Origin of the sequence: Flavobacterium sp. T12S277 (assembly GCF_048514875.1) — a bacterium.
In the GTDB taxonomy this organism is placed as follows: domain Bacteria; phylum Bacteroidota; class Bacteroidia; order Flavobacteriales; family Flavobacteriaceae; genus Flavobacterium.
Window position 1 is genome coordinate 43,640 of record NZ_JBLYEG010000009.1, and the last position, 21,028, is coordinate 64,667.

A 21,028-nucleotide genomic window follows, 5' to 3' on the forward strand; every position below is an offset into this window, starting at 1 on the left:
TGATCTTATTTGCTAATTAATGATTCGATAAAAGGGGTATCTATTAAGGTGAAGTCCTCAAAGATATACTGTGCCTCGTGCAGGATTGTTTTTGAACCAATTCCGATACTGGTCATTTTTCCAATATTAGCGGCCTGAACTCCGGCAACTGAATCTTCAAAAACAATAGCATCTTCGGGACTAATCTGCAGCAATTGCGCTGCTTTTAAGAAAACTTCGGGATCCGGCTTGGCGTTGGTAACGTCGTTTCCGTCTACAATAACATCGAAGTACGAAAGAATTCCGGTTTTCTCCAGAATTGGACGGGCGTTTTTACTGGCAGAACCCAGGGCAATTCCCTGATTTTTTTCTTTTAAGAGTTGCAGAATTTTAAAAACTCCGGGAAGAATTTCACTTTCATTCATGTCAACCAAATAAGATAAGTAATCTTCGTTTTTTTGAATGAGCCATTTGTCTTTGTCTTCCTGCGAGGCCTGAACATTTCCCAGCTCGAGAATTATGTCTAACGAACGCACGCGGCTTACTCCTTTCAGTAATTCGTTGTGTTCGTGTGTAAAATTTATGTTTAAGGCCTTTGCAATTTTCTGCCAGGCTAAAAAGTGGTATTTAGCGGTATCAACGATCACTCCATCAAGATCGAAGATGAATGCTTTTTTGTTATTCATGAATTTCAATTTTAGTTCTGCTATTTACTCTAAGGGTAAGTAATCCGGCAAATATCATAGATACTCCTCCGATAATTAAGGCGTATATGGGTTCGTTGTGAAAGAATTGTTTGATAACAAATCCTAAGATAGTGGCGGCTACAATTTGCGGTATCACAACAAAGAAGTTGAAAACTCCCATGTAATACCCCATTTTTGCTGCCGGTAAAGCTCCGGATAACATGGCATAAGGCATCGACAGTATACTTGCCCAGGCAATACCAACGCCTAACATAGGAAGGATCAGCATTTGTTTGTCGCCAATAAAATAAATAGAGATTAAACCAACACCACCGGCACATAAAGCCAATAAATGTGTTGCTCTGACGCCTACTTTTTTGGCAATGACCGGCAATAAAAAAGCAACTGCTGCGGCAATTCCGTTATAAACGGTAAACAAAACCGAAACCCAGTCGGCGGCATCATTGTATACTTTAGAAGTAGTGTCTGTTGTGCCAAAAATATGTTGTGTAACCGCTTGTGTAGTATAAATCCACATGGAGAATAAGGCAAACCAGGAGAAGAACTGAACCCAGGCCAGTTTTTTCATAGTGGCTGGCATGTTCAATAAATCGGTCATGATTATCGTAAAGCCATTGTGAACTTTAGAAGTTCGTAATTGGGAAGCAATCATGAATAAAACCCCCATGAAAACCAAACCGATAAAAAGAATGTAAAGTTCTTTCGCCAGACTGTTTTCAAAAATTAAAAAGGAAACCAATGCTCCAATTACGGTCAATAATACTCCTAAAAACAATTGTCTTTTAATGTTGCTTTCAGAGTCTGTTTCGGGATTGAGAATAAGATCTTCCTTGTCTTTTTTGCTTTGAACTTCAAAAGCATGAAGCTCTTCGGGTGTATATTCGGTTGTTTTAAAAACAGTCCATAAAACAGAAAGCAGGAAAACAATTCCACCAATATAAAAGGACCATTTAACAGAGTCCGGGATAATTCCTTCCGCGGCAGTATTGCTTACGCCAAAAACATTGGTAAAAAGATAAGGCAAAACAGAACCTACAACCGCACCGGTTCCGATAAAGAAACTTTGCATGGCAAAACCTAAAGTACGTTGTTTTTCGGGTAAATTGTCGCCAACAAAAGCGCGAAAAGGTTCCATCGAAACATTAATCGAGGCATCCATGATCCATAAAGTACCTGCAGCTATCCATAAAGTTGGAGAGTTGGGCATGATGAATAGGGCAATAGAAGACAAGATGGCTCCAATTAAAAAATAGGGGCGGCGTCGGCCTAAACGAGTCCAGGTTCTATCGCTAAAATAACCAATTACGGGTTGGATGATTAATCCTGAAACCGGAGCCGCAATCCATAAAATTGGAATTTCGTCAATTTTAGCACCCAGAGTTTCAAAAATTCTTGAAGTATTTGCGTTTTGCAGTGCAAAACCAAACTGTATTCCCAAGAAACCGAAACTCATGTTCCAAATTTCCCAGAAACTTAATTTACGCTTTTCCATTATCGTAATTAAAAAATTAATTAGACGATAAGCGCTTTGCTTATCAAAACTTACTTATTATTTCGAAGTAAAAGTAAAAGCTTTGAGCAGGCGTAAAAGTATTAATTATTTTTTTAAATACGCTAACAAAAAAGTCATAAATGTTATTTAAGACTTTAGAAAATGTTGATTTTTAGGTTTTTAGTCAGTAGATTCTCGTTTTATAAGATGTGTTTCAATGACTTCTGTGGTGTAATTTTCGTTTTCTTCTTCGTCGTCATCGTGTTCGGCTTCGAGTCTTTCGATCAGCATTTTAGCGGCTTTATTCCCCATTTTTTCACCGCTCTGGCTTACGGTTGTAATAGTCGGAGTGGAGTATTTGGAAATAATTCCGTCAGTAAAGGCAATTACGGCTAGATCTTCGGGAACTTTTAGCCCCATTTTGCTGGCTGTTTTGATAATGGTTACGGCAAAAAGCTCATTTACAGCAAAAACGGCATCAAAGGCACGGTCGTGTAAAAGCTGGCTGATGGTGATTTCGCAAGTGTCTACATCTTCGATTTTAATGATTAAATCCTCATTAAAAGGCAATCCGTTGTCGAGAAGCGCTTTTTCGTAACCGTCGGTTCTGAGTTTTCCCACACTTACGTAGTCTACGGTAGTGACCAGAGCAATCTTTCTGCGGCCATTGTCTATCAAACTTTGTACAGCTTCATAGGCAGCAGCTTTATCATCAATAATTACTTTGTCGCACAGGATGTCATTGGTGACACGATCGAACATGACCACCGGCATTCCCTGATTGATGACTTCGGTAATGTGGTGAAAGTCACCTTTGTATTGCGTTTCTTTAGAGAGCGACATGATAAAACCATCGATACTTCCGTTGGCCAGCATCTCCATATTCAGTACTTCTTTATCGAAGGAATCATCAGACAAACAGATGACAACACTATAACCATTTTCGTTGGCTACCTGCTCGATTCCGTTGATCACGGTAGAGAAAAAATGATGTACAATTTCCGGAATGATAATACCAATACTTTTGGTTTTTCGATTTTTTAAACTAAGGGCAATATTGTTGGGCTTGTAGTTGTAAAACTTTGCAAATGCCTGCACTTTTGCACGGGTTTCTTCTCCTATTTCGAGACTGTCTCTGAGTGATTTTGAGACAGTTGAGATAGAGACGTCAAGTTCCTTTGCGATCTGCTTTAGGGTTATTTTACGTTTCATAGTTGTTATTTGAAAAAAATCTAATTGTTAATAAAGGTATCTTATATTTTTATAATCAACAATTTTTGACTTAAAAGATTACAAAAAATAGAAAGTTTTCAACACTACCACGTTTTCGTAAACCTATAAAAAAGGCAACTGGTTGAGCATGTTAATTAATTCCTAATTTTGAAATTCGAAGTAAAATTAAAAACTTAACTAACAATCAAAAACTCAAACTAATTTAAACAAAAAGTATGAAAACAATTTACAAAAAGTTGTTATTTTTATTCCTCTTGTTGCCGTTTACGGTGCTAGCTCAAAGCACTTTAACCGGAACAGTTGCCGACCTGGCAACGGGACAACCAATCCCGGGAGTAAATGTAAATGTACAGGGTGCTCCGGGTGGAACATCAACAGATTTTGACGGTAAATTTCAGTTATCTAACGTAAAAAATGGGGACAAAATTTTGGTTTCATTTATTGGATATAAAACGTCAACTGTGATTTATAATGGTCAAAAAACACTAAACGTTTCTCTGGAAGAAGATACGAACCAGCTTAAAGAAGTTGTGGTACAAGTAGGTTATGGTACTGTTAAGAAAAAGGATGCTACAGGTTCTGTATCCCAAATTGCAGCAAAAGACTTTAACAAAGGAATTAACGTTACTCCGGAGAGTTTAATTAGCGGTCGTATCTCAGGTGTGAATGTAACAGGAGGTGGAGCACCGGGAGCTAAAGCGGATATCAGAATCCGTGGAGGATCTTCTTTAAATGCTTCAAATGAGCCGTTAATTGTTTTAGACGGACTTCCGTTAAGCAATGCGGTTCCAAGCGGTTCTACCAGTATTTTATCTACAATTGATCCTAATGATATTGAATCTTTTACAGTACTTAAAGATGCATCTGCTGCTGCAATCTACGGATCAAGAGCTGCAAATGGTGTAATCGTAATTACAACTAAAAAAGGAGCAAAAGGTGGTGTAAAAGTGAACTTCAGCTCTCAGGTTGGTATTAATACAGTAGCCAATACAGTGGATGTAATGAGTGCTGATCAATACAGAGAATTGGTAAAAACCAAAGGTACTCCTGCACAACAGGCTTTACTAGGGAATGCAAATACAAACTGGCAGGATGAAATTTTTCATACAGCCTTGACAACCAACAATAATATCTCTGTAAGCGGTTCTTTATTTGATAAATTACCGGTACGTTTATCTGTTGGAAATGTGGATAATCCTGGAATCTTAAGAAACACTTCTTTTGAAAGAACTACGACATCGATATCGTTAAATCCGGTATTGTTTGACAATCATTTAAAAATCGATATTAGCGGAAATTTAGCTTTCGGTAAAAATCAATTTCAGGATGAAGGTGGAGTTATCGGAAGTGCGATCGGATTTGATCCTACGCAACCGGTTTATAAGACAGGTTCTCGTTATGGAGGATACTTTGAATGGTTGGAGCCAAACGGAAATTTACCGTTGTTACCAGCAAGAAACCCTGTAGCAAGATTAAATCAGGACAACAGAAGAGCAACTTCAACCAGAAAATGGGGGAATGTTAGAGTAGATTATAAACTTCACTTCTTTGAAGATTTAAGAGTTGTTGCGGAAGCAGGTATCGATAGATTTGACAGTAGCGGATTTACCGAAGTAAGTACACAAAGTATTTTAGGATTTCAGCCAAAAGCATTTAGCGATCCGGGTTATGTAAATCTTGGAAACTATTCAAGATATACGGATGCACTTCAAAATAAAAACTTAAATGCTTATTTTAATTATACTAAAGATTTAGGAAAAATTAAAATTGATGCAACGGCAGGTTATAACTACCAATTGTTTCAAAAAGAAAAATATTCATCTGGAGAAACAAGACAGCCAAATCCTAATGAGGACGTAGCTACAGATCCGGATGTGAACTTACAATCGTTCTTCGGACGTTTGAATTTAGGGTATGACAGCAGATATTTACTGACTTTAAATTATAGAAGAGACGGAACTTCCCGTTTTTCTAAAGACAACAGATGGGGGAATTTCGCAGGAGGTGCTTTTGCATGGAATGTTGCTGAAGAAGCTTTCTTAAAAGGGAATTCAACGGTTTCCAGTTTAAAATTAAGAGTGGGTTACGGAACAACAGGGCAACAGGATATCTCTGCTCAGTATGATTATTTACAAAGGGTAACTTTGGGGACAATTAACTCACAATACATTTTTGGTAATACCATCTATCCAACTGCAAGACCAGAAGGATATAACGAAAATATCAAATGGGAAGAATTGGCAGAATCTAACATCGGTATCGATTACGGATTCTTCAATGACAGAATTACAGGATCTATCAACTATTTTGATAAAAAATCATCTGATTTGTTAGCGGATATTGCAGTTCCTGATGGTGCTAATATTAGAAATCAAGGTTTCTTTAATATTGGAAGTGTAAGAACAAAAGGGGTTGAATTTAGTATTGCCTCTGATATTATTAAAAACGATAATCTGACTTGGAATGTAGCTTTTAATACGACTTATATTGATCAGAATATTTCGGAATTAGGAATTACAGTTCCTGGTTTTCAAGGGTACTTAACGGGAGATAACATCGCCGGAGGAAACGGAAATAAAATCCTGATTAATTCAGTAGGTTATGCGCCAAATTCATTTTTTGTATACGAGCAATTATACGATGCAAACAAAAGACCAATTGCAGGGGCTTATGTAGACAGAAACGGAGACGGAAAAATTGATACGGCTGACCGTTACAGAGCTGGAAAAGCTGCACCGGATTATACTTTTGGATTGTTCTCTACCATAAACTACAAAAAGTTTGACTTTACAATGAACTGGAGAGCAAGTGTAGGCAATAAGATTTTTGATAACGTAAGTTCTAATTTAGGTTATTCTGACGCGGGATTAAGAAGACAAACAGATTTGTCTAACGTAAGTTCAGATTACTACAATACTGGTTTCACTTTTGAAGACAATGGTACATCACGTTACTTGTCTGACTATTTTGTGAAAGATGCTTCTTTTATCAAATTAGACAACGTAACACTTGGATATACTTTTGATAAAACGGTCATTAAAGGTGCTTCTTTACGATTTACAGCTGGAGTTCAGAATGTTTTCATTCTAACAAAATACAATGGTTTAGATCCTGAGAAATTCAACGGAATTGATAATAACGTTTATCCAAGAGCAAGAACATTCTTGTTTGGTGTAAATGCGAATTTCTAATAGTAGACTGAAAATCACAAATTTAAAAACAAACAAAATGAAAATATCATTTAAATATATATCTTATTTTTTCCTATTCGTTTTAGGATTAAGTATGACGCTTACTTCGTGTACGGACGACTTAAACGTGACGCCAAAGGATGATGATGAATTTTTATCAGAAACCTTTTTTAAAGATCCGGCATCGTACAAACAAGTTTTAGCTAAATTATACGCAGGTTTGTATGTTGGAGGTAATGATGGTGATGGTGACGCGGCTATACCTGGAAAAAGCCCTGATATCGCTGGACTTGGGGGTGACTTTAGCAGTTACTTAAGATTACTTTTTGTAACACAGGAATTTACCACAGATGAAGCCATTATTGCCTGGGCTGATGGTACCTTACCAACTTTGAATGCACAGACATGGTCTCCTGCAAATGAGTTTTTGGAAGGAACTTTTTCAAGAGCATTTTACCACATCAGTGTTGCGAATGAGTTTTTAAGACAAACAACAGAAGAGAAATTAGCGTCAAGAAATGTTGATGCCAAGCTGAAAGCTGATATCGCTAACTTTAGAGCTGAGGCTCGTTTCTTAAGAGCTTTCTCTTATTACAACTTAATGGATTTGTTCGGGAATGTGCCAATTACAACAGAAAAAGACCCAGTTGGATTCTTTTACCCGGAACAAAAAACAAGAGCAGAAGTTTTTGCTTTTGTTGAATCTGAATTGAAGGACTTAGACAATAGTTTAGTTGCTGCAAAAGCAAATGAATATGGAAGAGTAGATAAAACGGCTGCTAAATTTTTATTGGCTCAGGTTTATTTGAACGCAAAAGTATACATTGGTGTAGACAAGAACAATGAAGCTGCAACATTGTGTAATGAAATTATTACGGGTTCAGGTTATACTTTCGCAAATGTTCCGTACAGATACTTATTCTCTGCAGATAATAATAGAAATGGCGCTCAGTCAGAAGTTATTTTCCCAATTGTTAGTGATGGTAATGCCATTAGAGCAACTGGTGGAGGAATGAGTTTTATCATGCACGCTTCTATCGGAGGTAGCATGGATGCAGCATCCAGAGGAATGGATGGTGGATGGCAAGGGATTAGAACTCGTAAAGAGTTTGTAGCTCTTTTTCCTGATGCAACGGCAACAGGAGATAAAAGAGGGACATTCTATACCGATGGACAATCGTTAGACATCAATAATGTATCGACCTTTACAGATGGTTATGCGGTAACAAAATACATCAATAAAAATGCTGATGGTTCTGCAGCACAAAGAAATGATATTCCGGATATTGATTTCCCAATGTTCAGATTAACAGATGCTTATTTAATGTATGCTGAGGCTACTCTTAGAGGAGCTACCAGCGGTAATCTTAATACAGCTTTAGGATATATAAACCAAATTAGAGGCAGAGCGGGTGCACCGGCAATTACACTTCCACAGTTAACACTTGATTTTATCTTAGATGAAAGAGGAAGAGAATTGTTTTGGGAATGTCACAGAAGAACCGATTTGATTCGTTTTGGTAAATTTAGCGGAGGATCTAAAATCTGGCAATGGAAAGGCGGAATTATGGCGGGAGCAGCAACTGCATCTTTCAGAGATTTAATGCCAATTCCTGCAAGAAATATCCAAGCCAATCCAACATTGAAACAAAATCCTGGGTATTAACTTTATAAAACATTAAAATGAAAAATATATATAAAATTTTAATCGCATTTATTGGTGTTTTAGCTGTTTCGTGTAATGCCGATGATGTAGAGAACAGACAAATTGTTGATGCTGTTGCAACACCTGAAATTACGGCACCTGCAACAGGAAAAGCATTTGTTTTAGATGTGGATAAACCTTCACAGGAAGTGGCCAAATTTACATGGTCTAAAGCAACCTATTCTGCTCCTGTAGTAGTAAGTTATACCTTGTTGATTGATAAAAAAGGAGGTGATTTTTCGAAAGCAGTTACGCTTGAAAGAACCACAAATATAGCCGAGGTTGCAGTACTTGCAAAAGATTTGAACCAGGCAGCAATTGATCTTGGAGCTCCAACAGAAGTAGCCTCTTTATTTGATGTAAAAATAGCTTCAAGTGTTTCAGGCGGAGTTCCACAGGTTTCTAAAACAATAATCACAATTAGTGTAACGCCTTATACCGGAAAAGTAGATTACAAATTTACAGAATGGTACTTAGTTGGTGATGCAACAGTTTCAGGATGGGATAATAATAAAGGAAACCAAATTTTATTCAGAAATCCAAAAAATCCTAACGAATATACTTTTACAGGATTCTTTAAAGCGGGTGCTTTTAAAACCATTAGTACTTTAGGCAGCTGGGCTCCAATGTATGGTGGTGCAGGTGATGTTTTAGTGTACAGAGGAAAAGAATCTGACGCTGATCCGGCTAGTTTTGTAATTGCAACTCAGGGGTATTACACCTTTAAAATCGATGTGCAAAAACTAACGTACAAACTAACTCCGTATGATGCGTCTGCTGCTAAAACGTATGGAACAGTTGGTATCATTGGCGACAGTACACCAGGAGGCTGGAATACATCGACAGCTATGAAAAAATCTACGTTCAACGATCATATCTGGACTTTGGGAGTAACGGCATTGAAAGATGGCGGACTTAAATTTAGAGCTGATGATAAATGGGACGTTTCATGGGGAGGAAATACTCCATTCTCAGGAGGGGGTTCCGGTGACAACATACCAGTAGCAAAATCTAAATATGTTATTTATTTTAATGACTTAGACGGAAGCTATTTAATGATTCCAAATCAGGAATAATTTTTTACTGAAATCAAAAGGGCTATCTGTTAGAAGATAGCCCTTTTTTTAGTCAGACTAACTAACCAACCAATCAACCACATTATGAAAAAAACTTTACTATGGATCACATTTTTGTGGTCTGTGGCTACTTTTGCCCAATCGCAAACCATAAGCCACTCCGTAAGTCCGTCAACTTTTGAAGAGACTACACCCATTACCATCACCATTAACGGTACAAGCGTTGATGAAAATAGCTGGGGAATTACCGACCATTCCTTGTATATGTGGGCTTGGGCTTTTGATACCAACGACACTTCTCAAAAAGGAACTCCGGATAATGGTTCCTGGGATGCCTCAAGCGAGGCGAGCAAGTTTACCTATAATTCGGGTACAGATACCTATACTAAAACCATTACGCCAACAGTTTATTACAATACCACAGGCATTGGAAGAATTGGTTTTTTGGTAAAAGCCAAAAACGGAACAGGCAATAAAAAATCGCAGGATATTTTAGTAGAAGTGGGCAGCTTTCAGGTCGCTCTGACTTCACCGATAGAAAACAGTGCGTCAATTATAGCATCGGGAGCTAATTTTGATATTGCAGCTACCAATACAAATGGAGCGGCAAGTTATTCCTTAAAGGCAAACGGGGCAGTTATCCATACCAATTCAAGTACAGCAAGCTATTCGTATTCCCATGTTGGTGTGACCAGCAATCAGAGTTACGAATTGAGCATCACTCAGGCCGGGACCACGATTGTAAAAAAGTTTTCGGTTGTCATAAACCCAAATACCGTTTCGCAGGTTATGCCGGCAGGATTGGTTGATGGAATTAATTACAATTCAGCTGATGTTACAAAAGCGACTTTGGTTTTAGATGCTCCCTTAAAAGATTTTGTTTACGTTGCCGGAAGCTTCAATAACTGGCAGCCCACTTTGGCTTATACCATGAAAAAAGATCCTGCTTCGGGAAAATTCTGGCTGGAATTAACCGGATTGGTTTCGGGAGTTACTTATACCTATCAATATTGGGTGGTAGATACTACGCCGCTGGCTAACTCTCCGGCTTTAGTAAAAACGGCCGATCCGTATTCTACTTTAGTATTGTCGCCTTACGATGATCCTTCCATTCCTGCAGCTTCTTACCCTAATATGCCCGTTTATCCGGCAGGACAGCAATTTGAAGTGACCGTTTTGAAAACCGGACAAACCCCATACAATTGGCAGGTGACCAATTTTGTAAAACCACAAAAAGAGAAATTAGTCGTTTATGAGGTTTTGGTTCGCGATTTTGATGCGGCCAGAAATTACCAAAGTTTAATAGACCGTATCGATTATTTTAAAAACCTTAAGATAAATGCGATCGAATTAATGCCCGTAATGGAGTTCGAAGGCAATGAAAGCTGGGGCTACAACAGCTCGTTTCATATGGCACTGGATAAATTTTACGGTACTTCAGACAAGTTGAAGGAATTTATTGATTTGTGTCACCAAAACGGAATTGCTGTGATTTTGGATGTTGCTTTAAACCATGCTTTCGGAAGAAATCCTATGGTGAGAATGTGGATGAACGATCCTGACGGAGACGGTTTTGGTTCACCAACCGCCGAAAATCCTTATTTTAATACAGTTGCCAAACATGCGTACAATGTGGGAGAAGATTTTAACCATCAGGCCTTAAAAACACAAAATTATGTCGAACGTGTGGTTAAACAATGGATCGAAGAATATAAAATTGACGGTTTTCGTTGGGATTTGACTAAAGGTTTTACACAAAATTGTACCGCTTCTGATGGCGCATGTACAGATGCGTACCAGCAAGACCGAGTAGATGTATTAAAGAAATATGCTGATTATTCGTGGAGTCTCGATCCTACACATTATACTATTTTTGAGCACCTGGGGTCAGATACCGAGGAGAAGGAATGGGCCAATTACAGAATTGCCGAAACACCGTCTAAAGGAGTAATGATGTGGGGAAAAATGACAGGGGCATACAATCAGTTATCAATGGGGTATGCAAATGAGAGTAACATTTCGAGAATGGCCAGCAGCAACCACGGTTTTACAGCCAACCGATTAATGGGATATGCCGAAAGTCACGATGAAGAACGTTTGATGTATAAAAACATACAATACGGAAACTCTGGCGGAGGTTACAATGTAAAAACACTGGATACAGCTTTGTCCAGAATGTCAGCAATTGGAGCGGTTTCGCTATTGGTTCCGGGGCCAAAAATGATTTGGCATTTTGGAGAATTAGGATGGGAGAACTCTATTTTTACCTGTAATGATAATTCGGTCAATACCGATTTTGATGGCGTTGCGGGCGATTGTAAATTAGATACAAAACCACAGCCGCAATGGGTAAACAATTGGTTGGGCAATTCAGGTCGAAATAAAATTTACAACGATTGGGCGAAGATGATTGCACTAAAAATAAAAGAACCTGTGTTTTTGGGAGATCCTGTAATTGCAAACGCCAATTCACTGTCTGTAAATATAAAGATTACCAATAGTGCTTTATCCTCAACCGAGTTAAAAGATGTTTTGATCGTAGCTAATTTTGATGTTACGGCCCAAAATGTTCCAACAGGTTTTCAATATGCCGGTGCCTGGTACAATTTAATGGACAACACAACTATTACTGTTACCGATGTCAATGCGCCCTTAAATCTTCCGGCGGGAGAATTCAGAATTTATGGCAACAAACCCGCAAGTTTAGCCATAGCCGATTTTGAAAAAGAAAACTCGGTACGATTGTATCCAAATCCGGTTTCGAATTATTTTACCTTAAATGTGTCAACCTCAAAAGTTCAGATTTATGCGATTTCAGGACAATTGGTAAAAAGTTTTACTACCAATGGAAATCCCGATTTTCAGTTTGGCGTAAGCGATCTGAAAACAGGTTTATACCTTGTAAAAGCGGTTGACCAGAAGGGGGCAACTCAGGTAATGAAACTCATTAAGAAATAATTTTATCGATATAAACGAAGAACATACCTGACAAGTAAAAGATTTTGGTTTTGTTAGTGGTGCGAAAGGGCTGTCTGTTTTTAGACAGCCCTTTCCTTTTTCACCCCTTATTTTCCTTTATTGTACTCTCCGATTACAGAGAAGTAGCCAAAAGTTCCCAGTCCTAAAACAATTAACGGGGTGAGGATAAAAAGAATGATGGTCCCAAAGACCAAGTCATCCTGTTTGTCCGAAAGCAGCTTGGGTAATCCAAATTCAAAAATGCAAAAATAGGCCGCTGCAATAGCAAGGATAATCCATAAAACACCTAAAATTTGTTTGATCGTATTCATAGTTATAATATTAAAGGTGATTCGTTTTGTTTTTATTATCGATGTAAATCATTCCAATGACAAAGCAGACAGAGGCAATGATAATAGGATACCAGAGTCCGTCAAGATAAAAATCCGGTTTGCCGGCCTCCTTAGCGTGTGTGACAAAATAAGTGGAAATCGCAGGCAGTAAGCCCCCAAAAATTCCGTTTCCTACGTGATAAGGCAGCGACATCGAAGTATATCTGATTTTAGTGGGAAACATTTCTACCAAAAAGGCTGCAATTGGGCCATACACCATCGTAACAAATAAAACCTGGATGAAAACGAAAAAAATTAAAGTCCATTTGTCATCAGAATTAATCGTAACCGTGGTATTGATTTGAGCTTCTTTTTTGTTTTTAAAATGAGTATTCTTTTCCAGCGAGGTAGTGCCGTCGCTATATTCTTTAGAAGTAGTGTAAATCGAGTCTCTACTTTTTGTTATTTCAATCGATTGCGTGGTTTTGGAAATGAGTTCGGTTTTGTGGCTCAGATCAGTAGTATTGTACATCGTTTTATAGATGGGTCTGTAAAATAAAATGGCAAGCAGCATTCCGCCCATCATAATATGTTTCCTTCCAATTTTATCGCTCAGCCATCCAAAAAATATAAAAAACGGAGTTCCAAGTAATAAGGCAATTCCCAATAATTCATCCACCTGAGAAGAGTCAACATTCATTACCGTTTTCATAAAGCTCATCGCATAAAACTGTCCGGTATACCAAACTACCCCTTGGCCCATGGTAGCGCCAAACAAAGCGAGTAAAACAAACTTCAGGTTGTATCGGTTTCCAAAACTTTCTTTCAGCGGATTGGCGCTTGTTGTTCCTTCTTTTTTGGCTTTGGCAAAGACAGGAGATTCGTCCATATTTTTACGAATCAGATACGAAATTCCTACCATAACAATAGAAACCCAAAACGGAACACGCCATCCCCACGAATCAAAATCTTCGGGCGAGAGAATGTTTTTTGTCGCTAATATCACCATTAATGAAATAAACAAACCAACGGTTGCTGTTGTTTGAATCCAGGAAGTCCAATATCCTTTTTGATTAGCAGGAGCATGTTCTGCAACATAAGTAGCCGCTCCGCCATATTCTCCTCCAAGAGCTAGACCTTGCAGTAAGCGAAGGATTAAAACCAACAGAGGAGCCAGAAAGCCAATAGTATCATAATCCGGAATACAGCCTATTAAAAAAGTAGAACCACCCATTAATAACAAAGTAGCCATAAAAGTATATTTACGCCCAATGATGTCACCAAGTCGTCCAAAAAATAATGCACCAAAAGGACGTACAACAAATCCGGCGGCAAAAGTGGCCAAGGTCGACAGAAATGCAGCGGTAGGATTGTCACCAGGAAAAAACTTGGTGGAAATTACGACTGCTAAACTTCCGAAAATATAGAAATCATACCATTCGATCATGGTTCCCATTGACGATGCCGAAATGACTTTCCAGATACCCCTTGTAGAAGTGTTGCTCATAAACAGACTTTAATAGACTTTGTGTACTTGATAAAGAATAAAACTTTAAATTATAGTTTTGCGAATATAGAAGATATTTTTTTATTTATTTAATACTTTTTTAACGAAAAATAAGCAGGAAGATAATTACGGTTTTTTAATCCTACTAATTGCGTTAAAATTAAAAAAGAAAGAAGTGTAAAAGCCCTGAATCGGCTGTAAAAGTGGGAGGTTTAGCAAAAGATAGTGTAACAGAAAAAAAATGTTTTAAACGATTGCAGCTGTTGAAATCGACAGATTGTTAAAACACATTATTCTTTGCGATAAGGTTCCAGAAAATTGGGGAGTGGGTACCAATCTAAATCAGCAAGAAAAGGATTAAAAACAGAAAACCCGAATATTGCTATTCGGGTTGTTGTGGTACCTCCAGGGATCGAACCAGGGACACATGGATTTTCAGTCCATTGCTCTACCATCTGAGCTAAGGTACCGTGCTGTGCACATTGCGGGTGCAAAGATAGAATCATTTTTCGTTTATCCAAAACATTTTTTTAAAAAAATCAATTCGTATCTTCGCAGGGCTAAAAAAACAAAAATGATTTTAACGGTTGATGTCGGAAATACCAGAATTAAAGCTGCTGTATTTGAGGGAGGTAGTGTTCTTGAGAATTTTATTTTTGAGAAAAACGAGCTTGAAAAAAAAATTAAAAAAATTTTAGAAAAATATCAAAAATGCTCTGATTTGGTCGTGGCATCGGTCGGAAATATCGAAAAACAATCTTTTTTGACTTTCGAAAAACAGTTAAACGTTCATTTTTTAACTCATGAGGATGTTTTTCCCTTCACCAATAAATATGCGACTCCAAAAACATTAGGAATAGACCGCATGGTTTTGGCTGCCGGGGCTACTTTAAAGTTTCCCGGACAAAACAGATTGGTCATTGATGCCGGAACCTGTATTACCTACGATTTTATCGACGAAAAGGATAATTATTTAGGAGGAGCTATTTCTCCGGGGCTTAGATTACGGTACGAATCTTTGCACAACTATACGGCCAGACTGCCTTTGCTCGCTTTGGAGTCGCCGGATTCGATTATCGGAGATTCCACAAAGCAGGCGATTCATTCCGGAGTAGTCAATGGTTTCGTCTATGAGATTGATGGTTTTATCGATGAATATCGCGCAAACTTTTCAAATTTTATAATAATTTTAACGGGAGGTGATGCAGATTTTTTGGCTAAACGATTAAAAAATACCATATTTGCCAATTCAAATTTCCTTTTGGAGAGTTTGAACCAAACATTTCAATATAAAATCGACAATGATTAAAAAAATTATAGTAAGCGCTTGTTTGCTTATCTCGTTCGTTTCATTCGCTCAACAAGGTACTGCGTCGCCTTATTCCTTTTTCGGAATTGGTGATGTAAGATTTAAAGGAACTCTTGAAAACAGATCTATGTCCGGAGTTGCAGTGGAACAGGATAGTATTCACCTGAATATTGAAAATCCTGCAAGTTATGCGAGTTTAAAGTTTACAACTTTTACAGTTGGAGGATCTTTCGGTACGTCAAATTTGAAAACCAGTGAAAAATCTGAAAAAGCACAAAGAGCTACTTTTGATTATTTGGCATTGGGAATCCCGATGGGAAAATTTGGAGCAGCCTTCGGTTTAGTTCCGGTAACTTCTGTTGGATATAAAATTCAAAACGACCTTACAGGTACTGAAGGAGCAACTAGTAATCAACTTGAAGGAAAAGGTGGTGTTAATAAAGTATTCCTGGGTTTAGGATATAAAATCAGAAAGAACTGGAATATTGGAGCTGATGCCCAATACAATTTTGGAAAAATTACAACAACAAGTTTAGAACTGGTAACCGGCGTTCAGAACGCTACCAGAGAAACAAATGCTTCTGAGTTGTCTGGTATTAGTTTTAATATTGGTACCATGTATCAAACAAAGATTGATAAAAAACTAAGCTTGTTCACCAGCTTGAACTATACTTTTGGAAGTACTTTAAATTCAAGCAGCACAAGAGTAATTCAGGTAGATGGTGATCCGGATCCTGTTACCGTTCCTGCACATGAAGACAAGTTGAAACTGCCAAGCAAAATAACCTTTGGGGCAGGTATCGGAGAAGCCAGAAAATGGTTGGTAGGTACAACAGTTTCTTTTCAGGGTGACGGACAACTGGCAAACTATTACAACACCAGAGACAATGTGCGTTATGAGAAATATCAAAAATATGCAATTGGGGGGTACTATATTCCTAACTACGCATCTTTTACAAGCTATTTAAGCAGAATGACGTATAGAGCCGGATTGAAATACGAAAAAATTGGTTTGGTGGTAAACAATCAGGAAATCAATGATTTGGGTATGACTTTAGGAGCTGGAATCCCGCTTAATAACGGATCTTTTTCGAATGTTAACATTGGTGTTGAGTTCGGAAAAAGAGGAACAGTATCTTCAGGTTTGGTTCAGGAGAATTACATCAACTTTAGCGTAAGTTTCTCTTTTAATGATAAATGGTTCGTGAAAAGTAAATTCAATTAAGCATAAGCTCTGATATTTTTTTAAGCTCATTACAATTTACTACATTTGGCAAATGAATTTATCAAAGAGATATATAATAGCGGCTGTCACAGTTTTTACTGTGACACTGTTTTTTGGGTGCGAAAGTAATTTTAAAGAAGTTCAGAAAATTAACTTCTCAGAGTTCGTTCCCGGAAGTGATGCCGATAGCGTTGACATAAAATATACAGATTCCGGACGTATTACAGGGGTTTTGAAAAGTCGTAAAATGTTGGACTATTCCAATCTTGACTTTCCGTTTACCGAATTTCCAAAAGGAATCGATGTTATCTTATACGATAAAAATCAAAAACGTACCTTTATCAGATCCAATTATGCGGTTTCGTACAAGCCTACCGGTATAATTGATTTGCAGGGAAAAGTGAGAATCACATCCGAAGAAGGGCAGATGCTGGAAACAGAACAACTGTATTTCGATCAGACGAACGAGTGGTTTTATACCGAAAGAAAATTTAAACTTACCGATGCAAAAGGAGCCTCAAACGGGCAGGGAATCGATTTTAGTAAGGACTTTAAAGTGATTAATTCGCAGCGTGTTAGCGGTGAAATTGAATCAAACGAATAAAAATACAAATTATGGGTTATTTAAAATATACACAATACGTTTACATCCTGTTTGCCATTTATTTTATCTATGATGGTTTTACAAAGTTAAACGAAGCAAACGATACTGCCGCTTTGAGTTTTATAATTGCAGGTATGGCAGTCTTTATGTTTTTCTTCAGAAGGAAATTTGTCAAGAAATTTGACGATCGCAATAAAAAACAGTAAAAAATGGAAATTGGTATTATAATACTATGTTTAATACTGTCAGCCTTTTTTTCAGGAATGGAAATAGCTTTTATTTCCTCGAATAAGATTTATCTTGAGATCGAAAAAAAACAAGATAATTTTGCTTCACAAATTCTAACGAAACTTACCGAAAATCCTTCAAAGTTTATTGCTGCAATGCTTATTGGTAACAATGTAGCTTTGGTTGTTTACGGATTTTACATGGGAGATTTGATTCTGAAGTTTATCATAACCGGAGGATTTCATTTTTCAAATTTGACGAGTCTGCTCGTTCAGACGGTTGCTTCGACTTTTATTGTTTTGATAACGGCAGAGTTTTTTCCGAAAGTATTTTTTCAGATTTATGCCAACTCTTTAATCAAGATTTTTGCCATTCCGGCTTATTTGTTTTACCGACTGTTTTATTATTTTTCTACTTTTTTTATCTGGATTTCAGACTTTGTACTGCGAAAGTTTTTCAAAACAGAAGGAGACCAGATACAGTTGTACTTTAGTAAAATTGAACTGGGAAATTATATTGCAGAACAGATGAATGCTGTCGAAGATGATGCCGAAGTAGATTCGGAAATTCAGATTTTTCAAAATGCATTGGAATTTTCAGGAGTGAAAGCCCGTGATATCATGACACCGCGTACAGAAATTGTCGATATTGACTTGTTTGACAGTGTTGCAGATCTTAAAGCATTGTTTATAGAAACAGGATATTCTAAAATTGTGGTCAGTCAAAACTCGTTGGATGATATTGTCGGTTATGTGCACTCGTTTGATTTGTTTAAAAAGCCAAAAACCATAAAATCGGTTTTAATGACCGTTGAATTTGTTCCTGAAACAATTTTAATCAAAGATGCGCTGGACTTATTGATCAAAAAACGAAAAAACGTAGCCGTTGTTTTGGATGAATATGGCGGAACTTCGGGGATTATCACCATAGAAGATATCGTCGAAGAGCTTTTTGGTGAGATCGAAGACGAGCATGATTTAGACGAGGAACTGATTGAACAGGAACTGGGAGAAGGTAAGTATTTGTTTTCGACAAGATTAGATGTGGAATATCTCAATGAAACCTATAAACTAACGATTCCGGAGGAGGATTCTTACGGAACTTTGGGTGGGTTTATTGTCAATTCGACCAAAGAAATCCCTCAAAAAGGAGAGGAAATCGTGATTGGGAACTATCATTTTGTGATCGAAGAAGCCACAAATAAGAAAATTGAATTGGTCAAATTGACAATAAAAGAGTGATTTTTTAAATTAATAAAAAAAATTGTGTAAAATAAAACGCTAGTTGTATTGTTATTAACTAGATAATTGTATTTTCGCAAACTGAATATAAAATTAACGATAATAAAAATGGCAGTTTTAGCAAAAATTAGACAGCGTTCCGCTTTATTGATAGGAGTTATTGCACTTGCATTATTTGCATTTATAATACAAGATCTATTCACAAGAGGAACATTTGGTCAAAGTTCAAAAGATGTGGGAAGCATCGATGGAAAAGATATTTCATTTGAAGACTTTAGAGTTAAAGTTAGTAATGTTGAAAAAAGTGGTCAAGGAATTACTTCCACTGAAGCTGCAAACAGAGTTTGGGACCAAGAGGTTTCAATCGCATTATTATCAGCACAGTTTGATAAATTAGGATTAAGAGTAGGTGAAAAACACTTACTTGAAGTTTTAAAAGCAGATCCGAATATTGGTAAAAACCCAATGTTTTTAAATGCAGCTGGTATTTTTGATGTAGCTAAATTTAAAGAATACTTTAAAACAAATCCTGAAGCAGCACAATTCATTTCTCAAAAAGAAAAAGATGCTGAACTAAATGCTAAATTCCAAATCTACAATACATTAGTAAAAGCAGGACTTTACACTACAGTTAGCGAAGGAAAATTAAAGTATGAAATGGAAGCAAACAAAGTGAACTTTGCTTACGCTGCAGCTTTATATTCTTCAATTAAAGATAGTGAAGTGAAAATTTCTGATTCAGAAATCGTAGATTATATGAAGAAAAACGAGAAGAAATTCAAAGCGGATGCGACTCGTGAAATTCAATACGTTTTAGTAGAAGATAAAGCTTCAAAAGAAGACGAAGCTGAAATTAAAGCTAAAATCACTGCGTTATTAAACGGAAGAGTAGAGTACAATGCAAAAACAGGTAAAAACGATACTTTGCCAGGTTTTAAAAATGCTACTAACATTGCTGAATTTGTAAACTCAAACTCTGATGTTCCTTACGATTCAACTTATGTGCCTAAAAATGCTTTACCAGCAGTAGATGCTGATAAATTATTCAGCTTACCAGCAGGAGCAATTTACGGACCATATGTTTTCGGAAGATACTATGCTATTTCTAAATCTTTAGGATTTAAAGCCGGAGTAAATGCAAAAGCAAGCCATATCTTAATCGGATACGAAGGATCTCAAACTCCAAACGCAAAAGAAAAAAGAACAAAAGAAGAAGCTAAAGCTAAAGCAGAAGAAATTCTTGCTCAGGTTCAGGCAAACCCTGATAGCTTCATGATGTTGGCTTTCACAAGTTCAGATGATTCATCTGCACAACAAGGTGGAGACTTAGGATATTTTGGTCCAAACCAAATGGTGAAACCATTCAATGATTTTGTATTCAGTAACGGAATTGGTAAAGTTGGTTTAGTAGAAACTCCTTTCGGATTTCACATTATCAAAATTACGGACAAACAAGACGGAATTCGTTTAGCTACTATCGCTCAAAAAATTGAGCCATCTGAAGCTACTTCTGATAAAGTATTTACATTGGCAACTAAATTTGAAATGGATGCTGCCGATAAAGATTTCAATGCTACAGCAAAACAATTAGGATTAAAAGTTGCTGCTCCTGTAACAGCTAAAGCTATGGATGAAGCGTTTGGTCCGTTAGGAAACCAACGTAACATCATCAGATGGGCATTTGACAAAGAAACGAACACTGGAGATGTTAAACGTTTTGAATTGGCTAATATCGGTCACGTAATTGCACAATACAAAAGCGAAAACAAATCAGGTTTAGTATCTGTAACATTGGCAAGACCTTATGTTGAGTCAATCTTGAAAAACAAGAAGAAAGCAGAACTTTTAAAAGCTAAAATGACAGGTTCATCACTAGAGGCAGTTGCTAAAAGTGCTGGTGTAGCTGTTCAACAAGCGGCTAATGTTACTATGGACAATCCGGTATTACCTGGAGGAGTAGGGCAAGAGCCAAAAGTAGTAGGTAATGCATTCGCATTAGCTGCAAACAAAATTTCAGCTCCAATTGAAGGTAACACAGGTGTATATGTAGTGAAAAACATTAGTACAGTTAAAGCTCCTGCAGCGGCTAACCATGCAGAGTATGTGGCTAAAGTAAAAGCACAAAGCGCATCTGATGCAAGCAGAATTTTACCAGCGTTGAAAAACAATGCTAAAATTGAAGACAATAGATTACAATTTAACTACTAGGTTTTAGTAGTAGTTAAAGGTTTAAATATAAAA

General features: G+C 37.2%; 15 protein-coding genes and 1 tRNA gene. 10 read left to right on the forward strand and 6 right to left on the reverse strand.

Translation table 11 applies throughout. The features are described from left to right. Positions 1–5 precede the first annotated feature (5 nt). The 3 genes from pgmB to ACN1CN_RS13905 form a co-directional block, all read right to left on the reverse strand. Complete coding sequence (pgmB, locus tag ACN1CN_RS13895) at positions 6–665, reverse strand: beta-phosphoglucomutase (protein WP_264526113.1); 660 nt, start codon at positions 663–665, stop codon at positions 6–8. Next, positions 658–2,178, reverse strand: a complete 1,521-nt coding sequence (locus ACN1CN_RS13900; RefSeq protein ID WP_264526114.1) for an MFS transporter — start codon at positions 2,176–2,178, stop codon at positions 658–660. The genes pgmB and ACN1CN_RS13900 overlap by 8 nt, the downstream gene beginning before the upstream one ends. A gap of 180 nt (positions 2,179–2,358) precedes the next feature. Beyond that, positions 2,359–3,390 (reverse strand): LacI family DNA-binding transcriptional regulator, encoded by a 1,032-nt coding sequence (locus ACN1CN_RS13905; RefSeq protein WP_264526115.1) that lies wholly within the window; start codon positions 3,388–3,390, stop codon positions 2,359–2,361. 236 nt (positions 3,391–3,626) lie between these two features. Between ACN1CN_RS13905 and ACN1CN_RS13910 the strand changes: the two genes are divergently transcribed. The 4 genes from ACN1CN_RS13910 (at position 3,627) to ACN1CN_RS13925 (ending at position 12,341) form a co-directional block, all read left to right on the forward strand. Next, positions 3,627–6,602, forward strand: a complete 2,976-nt coding sequence (locus ACN1CN_RS13910) for a SusC/RagA family TonB-linked outer membrane protein (RefSeq protein ID WP_419136094.1) — start codon at positions 3,627–3,629, stop codon at positions 6,600–6,602. 37 nt (positions 6,603–6,639) lie between these two features. Then, positions 6,640–8,268 carry a RagB/SusD family nutrient uptake outer membrane protein gene (locus ACN1CN_RS13915; protein WP_419136095.1) on the forward strand — a complete coding sequence of 543 codons (1,629 nt, stop codon included), beginning with the start codon at positions 6,640–6,642 and terminating at the stop codon, positions 8,266–8,268. Positions 8,269–8,285: 17 nt separating this feature from the next. Continuing rightward, positions 8,286–9,383 carry a SusE domain-containing protein gene (locus tag ACN1CN_RS13920; protein ID WP_419136096.1) on the forward strand — a complete coding sequence of 366 codons (1,098 nt, stop codon included), beginning with the start codon at positions 8,286–8,288 and terminating at the stop codon, positions 9,381–9,383. Positions 9,384–9,467: 84 nt separating this feature from the next. After that, positions 9,468–12,341 (forward strand): alpha-amylase family glycosyl hydrolase, encoded by a 2,874-nt coding sequence (locus tag ACN1CN_RS13925; protein ID WP_419136097.1) that lies wholly within the window; start codon positions 9,468–9,470, stop codon positions 12,339–12,341. Between the two features lie 107 nt (positions 12,342–12,448). Here ACN1CN_RS13925 and ACN1CN_RS13930 read toward each other — a convergent pair whose 3' ends face one another. From ACN1CN_RS13930 to ACN1CN_RS13940, 3 genes are all read right to left on the reverse strand, one after another. After that, the gene (locus ACN1CN_RS13930; protein ID WP_173967121.1) at positions 12,449–12,673 is read right to left on the reverse strand and encodes a DUF6814 family protein; all 225 of its coding nucleotides are present in this window, start codon (positions 12,671–12,673) and stop codon (positions 12,449–12,451) included. Positions 12,674–12,683: 10 nt separating this feature from the next. Next, positions 12,684–14,180, reverse strand: a complete 1,497-nt coding sequence (locus ACN1CN_RS13935) for an MFS transporter (protein ID WP_419136098.1) — start codon at positions 14,178–14,180, stop codon at positions 12,684–12,686. A 397-nt stretch (positions 14,181–14,577) separates the two neighbouring features. Continuing rightward, positions 14,578–14,650 (reverse strand) — tRNA-Phe (locus ACN1CN_RS13940). 104 nt (positions 14,651–14,754) lie between these two features. Here ACN1CN_RS13940 and ACN1CN_RS13945 point away from each other — a divergent pair. The 6 genes from ACN1CN_RS13945 to ACN1CN_RS13970 all read left to right on the forward strand — a co-directional run bounded on the left by ACN1CN_RS13945 (position 14,755) and on the right by ACN1CN_RS13970 (position 20,995). Next, the gene (locus ACN1CN_RS13945; protein WP_419136099.1) at positions 14,755–15,489 is read left to right on the forward strand and encodes a type III pantothenate kinase; all 735 of its coding nucleotides are present in this window, start codon (positions 14,755–14,757) and stop codon (positions 15,487–15,489) included. Further along, complete coding sequence (locus tag ACN1CN_RS13950; RefSeq protein WP_264526122.1) at positions 15,482–16,714, forward strand: hypothetical protein; 1,233 nt, start codon at positions 15,482–15,484, stop codon at positions 16,712–16,714. The genes ACN1CN_RS13945 and ACN1CN_RS13950 overlap by 8 nt, the downstream gene beginning before the upstream one ends. 52 nt (positions 16,715–16,766) lie before the next feature. Further along, positions 16,767–17,318 (forward strand): LPS export ABC transporter periplasmic protein LptC, encoded by a 552-nt coding sequence (gene lptC / locus ACN1CN_RS13955; protein WP_419136100.1) that lies wholly within the window; start codon positions 16,767–16,769, stop codon positions 17,316–17,318. A gap of 11 nt (positions 17,319–17,329) precedes the next feature. Further along, positions 17,330–17,524 carry a hypothetical protein gene (locus ACN1CN_RS13960; protein WP_264526124.1) on the forward strand — a complete coding sequence of 65 codons (195 nt, stop codon included), beginning with the start codon at positions 17,330–17,332 and terminating at the stop codon, positions 17,522–17,524. 3 nt (positions 17,525–17,527) lie between these two features. Next, entirely contained in the window at positions 17,528–18,787 is a 1,260-nt protein-coding gene (locus ACN1CN_RS13965; protein WP_419136101.1) for a hemolysin family protein, read from the forward strand. 108 nt (positions 18,788–18,895) lie between these two features. Continuing rightward, a complete protein-coding gene (locus ACN1CN_RS13970) occupies positions 18,896–20,995 on the forward strand; it encodes a peptidylprolyl isomerase (RefSeq protein WP_264526126.1) in 2,100 nt (699 codons plus the stop codon). Positions 20,996–21,028: the final 33 nt, after the last annotated feature.

What these genes read in the sequence shown, in the direction of transcription:
- lptC (WP_419136100.1), top strand. Translation starts at nt 16,767, where the DNA reads ATGAATTTATCAAAGAGATATATAATAGCGGCTGTCACAGTTTTTACT.
- ACN1CN_RS13945 (WP_419136099.1), top strand. Translation starts at nt 14,755, where the DNA reads ATGATTTTAACGGTTGATGTCGGAAATACCAGAATTAAAGCTGCTGTA.
- ACN1CN_RS13960 (WP_264526124.1), top strand. Translation starts at nt 17,330, where the DNA reads ATGGGTTATTTAAAATATACACAATACGTTTACATCCTGTTTGCCATT.
- ACN1CN_RS13910 (WP_419136094.1), top strand. Translation starts at nt 3,627, where the DNA reads ATGAAAACAATTTACAAAAAGTTGTTATTTTTATTCCTCTTGTTGCCG.
- ACN1CN_RS13925 (WP_419136097.1), top strand. Translation starts at nt 9,468, where the DNA reads ATGAAAAAAACTTTACTATGGATCACATTTTTGTGGTCTGTGGCTACT.
- ACN1CN_RS13935 (WP_419136098.1), bottom strand. Translation starts at nt 14,180, where the DNA reads ATGAGCAACACTTCTACAAGGGGTATCTGGAAAGTCATTTCGGCATCG.
- ACN1CN_RS13905 (WP_264526115.1), bottom strand. Translation starts at nt 3,390, where the DNA reads ATGAAACGTAAAATAACCCTAAAGCAGATCGCAAAGGAACTTGACGTC.
- ACN1CN_RS13900 (WP_264526114.1), bottom strand. Translation starts at nt 2,178, where the DNA reads ATGGAAAAGCGTAAATTAAGTTTCTGGGAAATTTGGAACATGAGTTTC.
- ACN1CN_RS13920 (WP_419136096.1), top strand. Translation starts at nt 8,286, where the DNA reads ATGAAAAATATATATAAAATTTTAATCGCATTTATTGGTGTTTTAGCT.
- ACN1CN_RS13950 (WP_264526122.1), top strand. Translation starts at nt 15,482, where the DNA reads ATGATTAAAAAAATTATAGTAAGCGCTTGTTTGCTTATCTCGTTCGTT.
- ACN1CN_RS13965 (WP_419136101.1), top strand. Translation starts at nt 17,528, where the DNA reads ATGGAAATTGGTATTATAATACTATGTTTAATACTGTCAGCCTTTTTT.
- ACN1CN_RS13970 (WP_264526126.1), top strand. Translation starts at nt 18,896, where the DNA reads ATGGCAGTTTTAGCAAAAATTAGACAGCGTTCCGCTTTATTGATAGGA.
- pgmB (WP_264526113.1), bottom strand. Translation starts at nt 665, where the DNA reads ATGAATAACAAAAAAGCATTCATCTTCGATCTTGATGGAGTGATCGTT.
- ACN1CN_RS13915 (WP_419136095.1), top strand. Translation starts at nt 6,640, where the DNA reads ATGAAAATATCATTTAAATATATATCTTATTTTTTCCTATTCGTTTTA.
- ACN1CN_RS13930 (WP_173967121.1), bottom strand. Translation starts at nt 12,673, where the DNA reads ATGAATACGATCAAACAAATTTTAGGTGTTTTATGGATTATCCTTGCT.